This is a genomic window from Cellvibrio sp. UBA7661, from assembly GCA_002483365.1.
GTDB lineage: Bacteria > Pseudomonadota > Gammaproteobacteria > Pseudomonadales > Cellvibrionaceae > Cellvibrio.
This window is the reverse complement of the sequence record DLHT01000003.1, coordinates 132,057-145,094: the sequence shown is the minus strand read 5'-3', so window position 1 is coordinate 145,094 and position 13,038 is coordinate 132,057. Positions and strand designations below refer to the sequence as shown.

The following is a 13,038-nucleotide window of genomic DNA, read 5'->3' as shown; positions in this document are numbered from 1 at the left end:
ACTGTCCAAACGCCCGAGCAAAAAGCATCTGAGCCAGACTGAAACCATCTATGAACCCGATACCTGCTTTGTTAAAAACCCACAAAAAACTCTGGATTTCCTTGGGCGTTTCGCTGTTTTTGATTTTTGTGATCAGCAGCATTCCGGCCGTATGGGGAGCCTATTTACTCAGCCGCAGTTCGGGTTTGGCATTGAGCGGTGTGACAGGAACTATCTGGAATGGCCGCGCGAGCCTTGCCAGTTTGCCGCGCCCTGAGCGGGAGTATTCGCTCGGTCAATTAAGTTGGAGCCTGAGCCCGCTCTCATTACTGACGCTCTCTCCTTGCGCACATGTCAAAACCACTTTGCCCGGGCAGCAATTTGAAGGTGATGTCTGCGGTGGCACCGGCGGTGCGGTAACCCTGCGCAATGCGGACATATCGCTTCCTGTGGCCTTGGTGCAGGCAAAGCTGCCAATTCTCGTGCAGGGGCAATTTTCTTCCCATATCGAAGAGATGGAATTGCGTGGGAATGTGTTACTCAAGCTTAAAGGCAAGTTGACCTGGAATGGCGCGCGGGTAAATACCGGCGTTAACTGGTTGGATATAGGCAGTTACGCGGCCGAATTTACCGACAACGGCAGTAACGGAATCAGCGCCAAACTCTTCCATTTGGCAGGGCCGGTGGATGTGGACTTGCAAGTTGAACTGACTGCGCCCAGTGGCGGCAAAGTGACGGGTGAGCTGGCTGCGCCCAAGGCGTTTTTTGAAGCAGCCAATGCGATGGATATGTTAGCGATGTTTGCTCAGGAAGACCGCGTTGACGAAGAAGGCAAAACCCATTATCGCGTGGATATGAACCTGTAATGCTCCGCTTTATTGTCGTCTTACTGGTGTGCGTCAGCTTGCCGTTGCAGGCCAAATGGCACGGCGATGAACAAGACATCATGGGTACCAAAGTCAGTGTTGCCTTGTGGTTGGATGATGACACCAAGGCTGAGCAGGCTGTGGCAGCTGCAATGGCAGAAATGCGCCGCATCGATGAGCACTTCAGTCCTTACATTGAAACCAGCGAGCTGTATCGCGCCAATCAATTAGCGCCCAAAGCCAGTGCCCAAAAGCCGCTGGCAATCTCGCCGGAATTGGCCGCGATTATCGATAAATCGCTCTATTACAGCCGCTTGAGCGACGGCGCATTTGATATCACCTTCGCTTCACTCGCCCGCTATTACGACTACCGCAACAAACTATCGCCCAGCGAACAACAGCGTGAAGAGCTTCTGCCCGCTATTAATTACCGCCTGATCCACCTCGATTCCCAACGCAATACTGTCTGGTTTGCGCACCCCAAGGTGTATATCGATTTGGGCGGCATCGCCAAAGGGTATGCGGTCGATAAGGCCATTGAAATTGTGCAGTCATTTGGCGTGAAGCATGCGAGCGTTACTGCCGGTGGCGACAGCCGGGTGATTGGCGACAAGTTTGGTCGCCCGTGGCTTGTGGGGATCAAAAACCCGCGCGCTGAGGCCGTTGCCATCACCTTGCCGCTGGAAGATGTTGCAGTGTCTACCTCCGGTGATTACGAACGTTATTTTATTAACGAACAAGGTGAACGAGTTCATCACATCATCAACCCGCGCACGGGAAAATCAACCAATGGTGTCAACAGCGTCACGATTATTGGCCCACTCGGATTTGATACCGACCCTCTCTCGACCACCGTGTTTGTAATGGGCGCAGAGAAGGGTTTGGCGTTAATCAACCGGCTACCCGGTTTTGATGCGGTCATTATCACCAGCGAAGGCAAAGTGCTGTACAGCAAAGGGTTGATGCCGCCTGAGTAATGGCGTTTCCGCTTTGGTTATCTCCACTCAATTATTTCGGGTTTCATTTTTTATCTCATCTTTTTTGTCCCATCTTTTTTTATTTCATCTTTCAAGAAGCTGTAATTGAAGTCGTGTATCGGAATTGCTGTGGTTAGCATGTTGTTGGGGGCTTGTGGTGGCGGAGGCGGTGGCGGTTCATCGTCGGGTGGAGGAAATTCATCGCAACCTGGGGGTGGGATTGTCAGCAACAGTTGCGGTAGCGATGGTGTTCTTTTCAAGGATTGCATCAACAAAAATTGGGGTTCCTTAAAAGCTTGGGAGTATGAAATAACAACGGGTCAGGGGCAGGGATACACAACCGGAACCAACCCCAGTAACGTGCAGTGGAAAGAGGTTGATTCCCCGGCTGCGGGGCACGGAAAGGTTTTGGAAATTAGCTACGGTGCCAAGACTGGGCATAGTAGCCAGGTTTATATCAATGTCGATCCTGTTGACCGCAGTGCTTATGCAACGGGCAAACTGAAATTTGATGTGAATGTACAAAGTTTTGGTGATGCCTACGATGCCCAGCGTGGGCAAATGCTGTTTGAAGTCATCGTTGAATGCGTGTGGCCTTGCACATCCCACTCGGCCAAGGTGCCGGTTAATTTTCTCAACCAATGGCAAACCGTCGAGCTCGATATTGCTGATAGGGTGCGCGATGGTCTTGATCTGAAAAAAGTGGATACCGGATTCCTGATTCGCCCGTCGATAGAAGATGGTGTACAAACTGGCGTTTCCTTCCAAGTGGATAATATCCAATGGGTAAAAGGTACTGGCAGCATCAGTGCACCCAAGGAGATTTTCGCGGAGCACTTCAATACTCAGGATTCCGCCAGCAATTGGAAGTTTGTGACCTATGATGGCGGCATTACCCAAACCGAAAAATATTTGTCGCAAGGTTTGGTCACTTTCCCTTACTGGATGAGCAGTATGGATCACTGGGCGCTGGAGCATGATCTTGGCAATGCGATCAATATCAAAAACAAAGAAGTAAGTTTGCAGATTAAATTGGTGTCAGCCTATGGGCAGGGTTTTTCCAGCCCTATAGAGTTTGTGTTAGTTGCAACCGATGGTGCTAATCGTCAGGCTTCTACCGAGCGTTTCAGTAGCCACGCAATGATAGATAAACAATGGCAGCAAGTGAGCACCCGGTTGGGGGGCAGTTTTGCTGGCGGGTTTAATGCGGCAGATGTGCGCAAGCTTGCAGTACATATTTATGCCACTGACCAGCCTTTACCCTACGGCTACATCAATCTGGATACAATTCGTATCACTGAGTAAGTTCGCCCCTGCATAAGTTCACCCCTCCCTCGCTATTGCTGCAGTAATAGCGGGGTTTTGCCCCGCTTCAAAAACCATCTAAACTTTTTCAGGCTTGTCGCTATTTTTCCAGACTTGTCTTTGGTGGTTTCCTAAAGTCGCACTTTTTGCCCCAGCTTGTCACTTTTGTGCAGGGCTTGATCGTGCTCATAAAAAAATCACTCAAGCGCCAGATCAACTGTGCTCAGTGTCACATCCAAGAACCCTATTGGCTTCTAGAATGATTTGATCAAGGTGGCCATGAGTGCCAAACTCATGCAGCGGCGATGGGCGCGCAAACATAAAAAAATCCGGAGAAAGACGATGATCCACCCCTTGCGCAAATTGCTGCGCCACTGGCTTCACTTGGTTGTACTCCTGCCATTGCTCAGCAGCGCACTGTCATTTGCGCAAGAAGCCGCAAGCGATGTTGAATCGCTCAAGGAATCGGTGCTGACTCTTAATCGCGATTTGTTGATTCTCGAAGAAGAATTGTTGTATCCCGCCAGCAGCCAGATAGCGGTTTATGTGTCGATGGATTTGGGCGCTTACTTTGCATTGGATGCGGTCAAGCTGGAGATCAATAACAAATTGGTCGCCAGCGAACTCTACACAGATAAACAAACCAAAGCGTTATTTCGCGGTGGTGTGCAGCGTTTGTATATCGGCAATTTAAAAGCGGGTGAGCACGAAATCAGTGCATTCTTTACCGGGCGCGGCCCCCAGCGCGATTACAAGCGCGGTGCAAAACTGGTTGTCACCAAAGCGCAGGAACCACTTGTGCTTGAGTTACGTATTGTCGATTCCAGCGCACAATTGCAGCCCGTATTTGAAATCAAGCAATGGCAGATGTAATGCATAGCCTTGCTCGCTTTGGCCTTTTACTGTGTGCATTGAGTTGCATTGCTTCAACCTACGCCAAAGAAAAACCTAAAACCTCAGCGGCCGATTTGCGCTACGGCGTCGCGCTCTATCATTACTATCAGCAGGATTATGTTGCGGCGCTTGCCGAGTTAATGGTTGCCGATACGCGCGATGGTATTCAAGGACACAGTGATAATCCGGAATTAATTGCTGGCGGTGTAAGCCTTGCATTTGGTATGCAGCATCATGCCGAGGCGGTGTTCACACAAATTTTACAAGATGAACGCCGTCCGCAATCGGTGCGCGATGCCGCCTGGTTTTACCTGGGAAAGCTACACTACACCCGTGGTAATTGGAGTGCAGCCGAACAAAGTTTTGCGCGTGTGAGTAAAGAATTTAAACCATCACTGCGTGCACAAATGCAAGCGCTGCAACTCAATATCCGTATCCGCAATAATCAGTATGCAGATCTTGCGTTGAATGATATTGACGAGGACGAATTGCGTTCATGGAATCCTTATGCGCTTTACAATCTGGGTGCAGCCCATGCCCGTCAGGGCAATTTCAAAACAGCGCAAGACTTTTTTAATGAGTTGGCCGATATCGACATTAGCGATAATCCTCTGCGTAAAAAAGAACAGTGGGCACTGCAAGACAAAGCCTACACCGCCATCGGTTATACCTATCTCTCGGAAAAAAAATACGCCGCTGCAATACGTGAATTTACCAAAGTGCGGCTCGATGGCATTTACGCCAACCAGGCATTATTAGGTTACGGTTGGGCTGCTGTTGCGCAAGAGGAATACGACGAAGCCCTGCGCCCCTGGCAATTGTTGCGCACGCGCAGTTTGATGTATCCCGCCGTACAGGAATCATTGCTCGCACTGCCTTTTGCGTATGAAAAATTACAGGCACAAGGTGAAGCCATTGCCGCTTACCAAACGGCGGAAGAATTGCTGGTGCGCGAATTACAATTAATCCGCGACATGCGTGCAACGCTTACAGCTGAAGAATTGTTAACTGTAGTTGGCAGTGACCCTGTTCCTACCGAAGAAGCCAATGCGCTTCTGCGAAATAATAAAAGTAGTGATGACGGCAATGAGTCCGATGCAGGTGCGCTCACTGCCGTAGTCACCGATGACGGACAAAACTGGTTGAAGTTGGATAGCACCAGTATTATCAAAACCCGCTCTGCCTACCTCAATGAATTATTTGCCAAAAACACATTCCAGACCGCCGTGCTCGATCTGCGCGACTTACTGCGGTTGCAATCGCTATTACAACAATGGTTGCCCAAGCTGGATGCCTATCAGGAATTGCTTTTGCAAAAACAAAATATCCGCAATCGACAAGATCAAATGTTGAAGCAAGATGTGATTGGCCAGCAAGCGCAAAAACTGCAAACGGCTCGCGATCAATTGGCGCAGCGTTTGGCACAAATCGATAGCGACGAAAATTACATCGCGCTGGCCGATGATGATACTCGATCGATGTATGAACGCGTGGAAAAAGGCCAGCAAACCATCGCGCGCATGAAAGCCGCAGGGCAAGACACAGCTGAGCTGGAGCGCCGTGTTGCAATGTTCGGTGGGATATTGTTATGGAATGCCGCACAGGAATATCCGGCGCGCTTTGCTGCGCAGCAAGCAGAATTAAAAGCAATTGATCAGTCGCTTGAAAACATTGCCAAAACGCGCCTCCACATAGAAGACATTACCGCAACCAGCATGGACATCCAGCCAACACTTGCGCGCTTGCAAGTACTGCAAAAAGAAGTTGCCGATAAGTTATCAAATACCGATACCCTGCTTGCTCGCCAAACACAATTGTTGCGTACCCAGGTTGACCAGCAACTCGCGGCACATGAAAAGCGCCTGAATAATTATTTGGCGCAGGCGCACCTTGCGGTAGCGCGTTTGTACGATGCCGAGTTAAGGAAGCAACCAGAATGAAGCACCTTAACCAACCACTTTTCCGCATTTCCATACTCACATTACTCGTGAGCGGATTAATACAACTACAAGCCTGTAGTGTTGTCGGTTTGGGCGATGATGGCCGTGGAAAAACCCTGGCCGATTTACCGGCTGCAAAAATTCCCGATGGCAAAGCCAAAGTAGAAGTTGTTGATATGGCGCGCATCGAGCAAAGTTACCAGCGCGCATTGGCGGCAGCGGAAGATCCTGCATTGCGTCAACAAATTATGGTGCGCTTGGCTGACCTTGAAATGGCGCGCGCCGAAAAAGCCCAGCTGGATGCATCAGATCTGCGCCGTTTTTACGATAAGCCCGTTGCGATGTATCGCGAGCTGTTAAAAATGCAGGCGGAAAATCCGCAGCCCGTCAAAGGTATTGAGGCAGATCAGCTGCGCTACAAATTGGCCAAAGCGATGTCACTTGATGGGCGCAACGACGAAGCCTCGCAAGTGTTGGATCAATTAGCAGGCACCAATCCAAATTCCGCGTTTATGGCCGAAACACAATTCCGGCGCGCCGAAAAATCCTTTTCCGATGGCGATTACGCGGCCGCAGAGCGCAACTACGATGCGGTGGTAAAAGGGAATAATCCCGAGCTCAAACAAAATGCGCTGTACATGAAAGGCTGGGCGCAATTTAAACGCGGTGATTATGATCTTGCGCTGAAGTCCTTTGCGCTGGTGCTCGATCAACTCATCGGGCATGCCCCGAGCGCAAATGATGTTGATGCAACTCTTGCCGATATAGGCGCATCCAAAGCGAACCTGGTAAAAGACACATTGCGTGTAATGGGCTTGTCGCTGTCTTATTTGGACGGGGCAAAATCCATCAGCCAATTGCAAACAGAATTGGGTGGTGGCCGCGTTTACGAATATTTGTTGTATCAACAATTAGGGCAGTTGTATCTCGATCAAAAACGCTACACCGATAGCGCCGAAACCTATCAACATTTTGTGCAAAACAATGCCAATTCTGATTTTGCGCCCAGCTTCAGTATTAAAGTGATTGATGTTTATCAGCAGGGTGATTTCCCTACCTTGGTGCTACCTGCAAAACAGGATTTTGCCGAGCGTTACGGAATTAGCAGTAATTATTGGACACAGCGTAAAGGTGCAATTGGTGACAACGCGTTGGCGTATTTGCATCAGTCGCTGCAAGAACTGGCGCAATTTGAGCACGCCCAAGCGCAGACACTGAAAGCGGCAAAAAATCCGGAGGCAACAGTAGCATTTGGTCGCGCTGCAAAATGGTATCGCGAATTTGTAGAAACCTTTTCCAAAGATGCACAAGTTGCCGAGATGACATTTCTATTAGCCGAGTCGCTCAATGAGTCAGGTGATTTACCCGCTGCGATGGATGCCTACGAGCAGGTTGCTTACGGTTACATGGATAAATTGCGCGGTGCAGATTCCGGCTACGCTGCAATTTTATTACCGCAGCAATTAATTCAATCAGCACGCAGCTTGCCCGATAAGCGTTTACAGGAATGGCAAAATCGTAAAATCCAAAATGCGTTGAATTTTGCCGATGTATACAGAAGCGATTCGCGCGCGGTATTGGTGCTTGCGGAAGCAGCAAATGATTTGCTGCAACAAGAGCGCTACGACGATGCCAAAATGGTGGCAGAGCGCGTTATTGAGTGGCAGCCGCCCGCCGAAGGAAAATTATTATTTTCCAGCTGGCTGATCCTCGGGCATAGCCGTTTTGAAACCAAAGAATATGCAGCGGCAGAACAAGCGTATTTTCAAGTGTTAAATTTATTACCCGCCTATGGCAATGCACCCGGTGCGCCCAGCGCACAACAAGTTCGCGAACGTATTGCGGCCAGCATTTACCAACAAGCGCAAGCCAGTTTGGAATTTGGCGATAAAGATTCTGCTGTCGCACAACTGCTGCGTATAACCCAGGTCACGCCGGATACTGAAATCGCTATCAAAGCGCAATACGACGCAGGCGTGTATTTAATAGAGCAGGAAAAATGGGCGCAAGCTGAAAATGTGTACTTAGGCTTCCGCAAGAAATATCCCAACCATCAATTAGCATCTACCTTGCCCGCGAAAATGGTATTGATTTACCAAAACCAAAATAAATGGCAACAAGCGGCCGATGAATTGGTGGTGATGGAACGCACCAGCACCGACCCTGATGTCAAACGCCAATCGCTGTACATGGGCGCTGAGCTTTACGAAAAATCTGGTAAGCGCGCGCAGGCAATTGAGCAGTATCGCCGTTATGCAGCAGAATATCCGCGCCCGCTCGCGAATAATCTGGAAGCGCAATTTAAATTGACAGAGCTATATGAGTTGGCGGGCGATAAAGCCAAACGGTTGTATTGGCTGCAAAATATTATTAACACGCACAATCGCGCTGGCGCAGACAAGACGGATCGCTCCACATGGATGGCTGCAGGTGCACAAACAGAATTGGCACAAGCATCTTACGATGAGTTTACCCGTATCCAATTAACGCTACCGCTCAAAAATAGTTTGCAGCGTAAGCGCGCCGCAATGGAAAAAGCGTTAAAAGCGCAAGAACAAATATTGGCATTTGGGGTGAGTGAATTTACCACTGAAGCGAGTTTTAAAATTGGCGAAGTCTACGCGCAATTGAGCCGCGATCTTATGAACTCACAGCGGCCAAAAGACCTTGATGATCTGGCGCTTGAGCAATACGAAATTCTGTTGGAAGAACAAGCTTATCCGTTTGAAGAAAAAGCGATAGAAATCCATCAGGCCAATGCGCAGCGCAGTTGGAAAGGTATCTACGATGCGGGTGTGAAACGCAGTTTTGATGCGCTCGCTAAATTGTTGCCGGCGCGCTACAACAAAATGGAATCGCGTGTGGAGGTGAGTAATGAGATTCACTAATCACGTCGCCATTATTGCTCTTGTTGGATTTTTATCTGCCTGCTCCTCATCGCCTGCTAAAAAAAGCGATGCGCAATCCGCTAAGGAAAATACACCTGCTTTGTCCGAAAGTGGTGAGGCTGGTGCATCCATATTACCTGCTGGTCCTGTAACGCCGAACCCGTATTTGCAAAACCGTCCAGCGGTGAGCAGGCAGGCACAGCAATATTTTGCGGATGCAACCCGGGCGATGCGCAATAAGCAGTGGGCGCTGGCGCAATCGCATTTGGAAAAAGTAATTGCGGAAAATAATAAGCTATCGGGTGCGCATCTTAATTTAGGGTTGGTGTATCGCGCACAACAGGAAAATAAACGCGCAGAACAAGCATTTAACGATGCCATCATGGCCAACCACACCAATCTGGATGCCTATAACCAACTGGCTATTTTGCAGCGCGAAGCAGGTAAATTTTCGGAAGCAGAAAGCAATTATAAAAAAGCCTTAAGCATCTGGCCGTTTCATGCCGAGAGCCATAAAAATATCGCCATACTTTACGATTTATATATGGGCAAAGGCGCCGAGGCTTTGCCTCATTATGAGGCGTATTTGCAGTTGCGTGGCGGTGATGACAAACAGGTTGTCAGTTGGATTGCTGATTTGCAGCGTCGCTTGGGTATAGCACCCAAGCCGAAAAAGGCGGCTGTATCCGCACCAGTGCAAGCTCCGTTGACGAACGATGTTGGCGAGTTTGGTATTGCTGATGATAAAGACCAGGTTGAAGATAAAGAGCCGACTGATGAAAAAGAGGAAGCCAGTGATGAATAAATTATTGTTAGTGCTGGCGTGTTTTTTATTTGTATTTACAGCGCAAGCACAGGATGCAGCGCAAGAAAAACCTGCAGCTAATACAGAGGCGGTCAGCTCTGCGCAATCCTCTGAAAAACCATCGGCTCCGGCGGGTAAACAAATGATCCGCGAAGCCAATATTAGTTTACAAACAACCGTGACCGGAAATCAGGAGCAGCCGCGGGTGATGTACATATTGCCCTGGCAATCGCCGTTAAGCCCCGACCTGGAAATGGAAATGTTAAGCAGCCAGGAAGATGCGATATTCGGCCACATTGAGCGCGATGAAATGCAGCGCAGTTTGGAAGCGGCAGGCGAACTGGATCAGCCAGATGAGTAAGTATTGATGTAAATTGGATTCATTATTTTTATACATTATTTTTTGTTTTCTTTTTTTCGAGGTTAATAAGGTTATGGATACTCTGATTCGTTTTTTTCAAGAAGGCGGTGCCTTTATGTATCCCATCGCGGTGGTATTGGTGGTGGGGTTGGCGATCGCTGTTGAACGTTGGGTTGTGTTGTCATCGGCCAAAAGTTCTAACCGCCAGGCGTTTGATCGCATATTGCCGATGTTGCAGAAAAAAGATTATGCGGGCGTGATGAATTTGGGCAAAAGTGTTGATGCACCGATTGCACGTATTATCGCAGCAGGTATCTCACGCATGGCGCAGTCACCACGTCGTGATGATGTTGAATTGGCGATGGAAGAAGGTGTGATGGAAGCTATGCCGCGTTTGGAAAAACGTACGCCTTATTTAGCGACGCTCGCCAATATTTCTACACTGCTTGGATTGTTGGGCACCATTATTGGTTTGATTCAGGCATTTACCGCCGTGGCCAGTGCAGACCCCGCCGAAAAAGCGGCGCTGTTGTCTTCATCCATTGCGGTTGCGATGAACACCACTGCGTTTGGTTTGGTCGCGGCTATTCCTCTGCTGCTGATTCACTCGATGCTGCAAAGTAAAACCACTGAAATTATCGATAGCCTTGAAATGGCGGGCGTGAAATGTCTGAACATCATCACCCATGTGCAAGATGTTCCGCGCACGCGCACTCAGGATACTTCTGCTGCAAAACCACAAGCGGCGCAATAAGCGTTTAACGGGCTAACGAATAGGATTTACACCTATGCGCATTAAACGGCGATTTAAAGAGGACGCAGACCTCGACATTACTTCCTTTATGAATTTGATGATCATATTGGTACCGGTATTGTTGATGAGTATGGTGCTCGCGCGCACGACCGTATTGGATTTGAAATTGCCGGATATGGCTGATTCAAGTACTCCACCAACGGAAGAGCCACCGCAGCAATTGGAATTAATTATCCGTGCAGACAAATTTGAAGTGAATTATCCGGCGGGGATAAAACTTAAGTGGATTGAAAAAACGCCCGCAGGTGAATACGACTACACGCTGCTTGCAAGTGTGCTGCAGGAAACCAAGCGCCTGTTGGAAGATAAAGGCATCCAGAAAAAAGATATTTATATTCTTTCGGAAAAAGATACCAGTTACCAAACTTTGGTGAGCACCATGGATACTGTTCGCTCATTTAAAGCTGTGGTGGCAGCATCGGTTGTGGATGCAGAATTATTTCCGGAAATTGCCTTGGGCGATGCACCGCCACCGGGTGAATCCATGGGCGCTGTTGCGCCTGCAGCAGGAGGTGCGCAATGAAGCAATCGCTGCGCGCCAAGCGTATGGCAAAACATCACCGTCGTTTGAATCAGGCACCCAAATTAAATCTGGTGTCGCTGATGGATATTTTCACTATTTTGGTATTTTTTCTGTTGGTGAATTCCGGTGATGTAGAAGTTTTACAGGCAGACAAAAGCATCAAATTACCAGCATCCGTTTCCGAGCAGGTACCGGAAAATAATTTGTTGGTTGTGGTGAGTGCAACCGATGTGATGGTAGGTGGACGCAGCGTAGGCAAGGTGTCGGAATTATTGGCCAGTACGGACGATAAATTTATTCCGCTAGAAACGGAATTAAAGTATCAAGCGCAGAAAGCGGGTCCATTAAAACCGGAAGATGAGCTGACCGGCCGTCCAGTCACCATTATGGCCGACCAGGGATTGCCATATGCGATGTTGAAAAAAATCATGGCGACCTGCGCAGCGGCAGAGTATCGCGCTATATCGCTCGCAGTGACGCAAAAAGATGTTAGCGCCGATACGGGAGGAGGCTGATATGGCCACTAGCCCACTGTTTAATCTGGCGCTGCCCTGGAGTTCGTCCATCGAGGACGACAAGCGCTTTACCAAAATCCTGTCGGGATTTTTGGTGGCGATGGTGGTGGCGAGTGTGATCGTCACGTTGGTTAATGTGCCTGACATCGCGCGCGAGGAAAAAGAAAAGTTGCCGCCGCAATTGGCGCGCGTGGTGCTGGAAAAGCAAGAGCTGCCGCCACCCAAACCGGTTGAACCGCCTAAACCGGAAGAGGTAAAACCGGAGCCAAAACCCGAAGAGGTAAAACCGGAGCCCAAGCCTGTTGAAAAGCCCAAAGAGCCGGTAAAAGCGCCACCGAAACAAACCGTGGAAAAAGCGCGCGAGCAAGCGGAAAACAGCGGTGTTATGCAGTTTAAAGATGACCTCGCTGAAATGCGCGATATGCTGCAAACCTCAGCGGTAGAAACGGCAGCCACCGCCGTAACTAATAGCACGGGTGAAGCTGCGCAGGTTGATCGTGCCATGATTACCAGCGGTGCCAAAACCGCCAGTGGTGGAATCAATACGGCTAACTTGAGTCGCGATACCGGTGGTGTTGCGCTCTCCGGGCGTGAAACCACCAAAGTCAAAAGCGGCCTTGCCGATGGCACTAAAAAATCCGGCCAGGCAACTGCGGGTAATAGCAATGGTGCAGGGGGAGCGGCGCGCAGCGAGGAAGAAATCCGCAAAATTATGGAGCAGCATAAGGGCGCTATTTATTCGATTTACAACCGCGCCTTGCGCCAGAATGCTGCACTTGAAGGCAAGATGGTGGTGAAAATCGTCATTGACCCTAACGGGCGTATTGTCGAGGCTACGCTGATATCCAGCGAATTGGGTGATAGTGATCTGGAAGCGAAGATACTGTTGCGCATCAAACAGATCGTTTTCCCGGCATCTAATGTGGCAAGAACAACGCTCAACCAGACTTTTGATTTCCTGCCCCAGTAGTTTTCCATCCTTCCCGAGCCCCGGTTTACCGGGGTTTTTTATAGCTGCCCCAATAATCTTCTGATTTTGTGATCCTTTGCGGCAATTTGTGTGTCGCATCCTTGTGTCATATCTAAAAATTAGGGGAGACTTAAATGGAGTTGTTGAAACCGGTTACATTTATATGGATAATGCCTCCGCTAAGGTCTTTTTATTCATGTG

General features: G+C 49.1%; 12 protein-coding genes. All 12 read left to right on the top strand.

All coding sequences use genetic code 11. The features are described from left to right. Positions 1 to 50: 50 nt before the first annotated feature. On the top strand, positions 51 to 845 hold the full coding sequence (gene gspN, locus B2739_RS00945; RefSeq protein WP_331344007.1) for a type II secretion system protein N: 795 nt from the start codon (positions 51 to 53) through the stop codon (positions 843 to 845). Next, complete coding sequence (locus tag B2739_RS00940) at positions 845 to 1,822, top strand: FAD:protein FMN transferase (RefSeq protein WP_331344006.1); 978 nt, start codon at positions 845 to 847, stop codon at positions 1,820 to 1,822. The genes gspN and B2739_RS00940 overlap by 1 nt, the downstream gene beginning before the upstream one ends. 105 nt (positions 1,823 to 1,927) lie before the next feature. Continuing rightward, complete coding sequence (locus B2739_RS00935; protein ID WP_331344005.1) at positions 1,928 to 3,127, top strand: hypothetical protein; 1,200 nt, start codon at positions 1,928 to 1,930, stop codon at positions 3,125 to 3,127. A 342-nt stretch (positions 3,128 to 3,469) separates the two neighbouring features. Then, the gene (locus B2739_RS00930) at positions 3,470 to 4,000 is read left to right on the top strand and encodes an AraC family transcriptional regulator (RefSeq protein ID WP_331344004.1); all 531 of its coding nucleotides are present in this window, start codon (positions 3,470 to 3,472) and stop codon (positions 3,998 to 4,000) included. Further along, complete coding sequence (locus tag B2739_RS00925; protein WP_331344003.1) at positions 4,000 to 5,961, top strand: hypothetical protein; 1,962 nt, start codon at positions 4,000 to 4,002, stop codon at positions 5,959 to 5,961. Before B2739_RS00930 ends, B2739_RS00925 begins: the two co-directional genes overlap by 1 nt. Beyond that, positions 5,958 to 8,849, top strand: a complete 2,892-nt coding sequence (locus B2739_RS00920) for a tetratricopeptide repeat protein (RefSeq protein WP_331344002.1) — start codon at positions 5,958 to 5,960, stop codon at positions 8,847 to 8,849. Before B2739_RS00925 ends, B2739_RS00920 begins: the two co-directional genes overlap by 4 nt. Then, positions 8,836 to 9,654 (top strand): tetratricopeptide repeat protein, encoded by an 819-nt coding sequence (locus B2739_RS00915; RefSeq protein ID WP_331344001.1) that lies wholly within the window; start codon positions 8,836 to 8,838, stop codon positions 9,652 to 9,654. Before B2739_RS00920 ends, B2739_RS00915 begins: the two co-directional genes overlap by 14 nt. Further along, positions 9,647 to 10,015: a hypothetical protein gene (locus B2739_RS00910; RefSeq protein WP_331344000.1), complete on the top strand. Its 369-nt coding sequence runs from the start codon at positions 9,647 to 9,649 to the stop codon at positions 10,013 to 10,015. Before B2739_RS00915 ends, B2739_RS00910 begins: the two co-directional genes overlap by 8 nt. Positions 10,016 to 10,088: 73 nt before the next feature. Further along, complete coding sequence (locus B2739_RS00905) at positions 10,089 to 10,769, top strand: MotA/TolQ/ExbB proton channel family protein (protein WP_331343999.1); 681 nt, start codon at positions 10,089 to 10,091, stop codon at positions 10,767 to 10,769. Between the two features lie 34 nt (positions 10,770 to 10,803). Next, positions 10,804 to 11,352 (top strand): biopolymer transporter ExbD, encoded by a 549-nt coding sequence (locus B2739_RS00900; RefSeq protein ID WP_331343998.1) that lies wholly within the window; start codon positions 10,804 to 10,806, stop codon positions 11,350 to 11,352. After that, positions 11,349 to 11,867, top strand: coding sequence for a biopolymer transporter ExbD (locus B2739_RS00895; protein WP_331343997.1), 519 nt, complete (start codon positions 11,349 to 11,351; stop codon positions 11,865 to 11,867). Before B2739_RS00900 ends, B2739_RS00895 begins: the two co-directional genes overlap by 4 nt. Before the next feature lies 1 nt (position 11,868). Continuing rightward, the gene (locus B2739_RS00890) at positions 11,869 to 12,837 is read left to right on the top strand and encodes an AgmX/PglI C-terminal domain-containing protein (protein ID WP_331343996.1); all 969 of its coding nucleotides are present in this window, start codon (positions 11,869 to 11,871) and stop codon (positions 12,835 to 12,837) included. Positions 12,838 to 13,038 lie beyond the last annotated feature (201 nt).

Coding starts and splice junctions, on each gene's coding strand:
- gspN (WP_331344007.1), top strand. CDS start 51: ATGAACCCGATACCTGCTTTGTTAAAAACCCACAAAAAACTCTGGATT.
- B2739_RS00940 (WP_331344006.1), top strand. CDS start 845: ATGCTCCGCTTTATTGTCGTCTTACTGGTGTGCGTCAGCTTGCCGTTG.
- B2739_RS00930 (WP_331344004.1), top strand. CDS start 3,470: ATGATCCACCCCTTGCGCAAATTGCTGCGCCACTGGCTTCACTTGGTT.
- B2739_RS00925 (WP_331344003.1), top strand. CDS start 4,000: ATGCATAGCCTTGCTCGCTTTGGCCTTTTACTGTGTGCATTGAGTTGC.
- B2739_RS00920 (WP_331344002.1), top strand. CDS start 5,958: ATGAAGCACCTTAACCAACCACTTTTCCGCATTTCCATACTCACATTA.
- B2739_RS00915 (WP_331344001.1), top strand. CDS start 8,836: ATGAGATTCACTAATCACGTCGCCATTATTGCTCTTGTTGGATTTTTA.
- B2739_RS00910 (WP_331344000.1), top strand. CDS start 9,647: ATGAATAAATTATTGTTAGTGCTGGCGTGTTTTTTATTTGTATTTACA.
- B2739_RS00905 (WP_331343999.1), top strand. CDS start 10,089: ATGGATACTCTGATTCGTTTTTTTCAAGAAGGCGGTGCCTTTATGTAT.
- B2739_RS00900 (WP_331343998.1), top strand. CDS start 10,804: ATGCGCATTAAACGGCGATTTAAAGAGGACGCAGACCTCGACATTACT.
- B2739_RS00895 (WP_331343997.1), top strand. CDS start 11,349: ATGAAGCAATCGCTGCGCGCCAAGCGTATGGCAAAACATCACCGTCGT.
- B2739_RS00890 (WP_331343996.1), top strand. CDS start 11,869: ATGGCCACTAGCCCACTGTTTAATCTGGCGCTGCCCTGGAGTTCGTCC.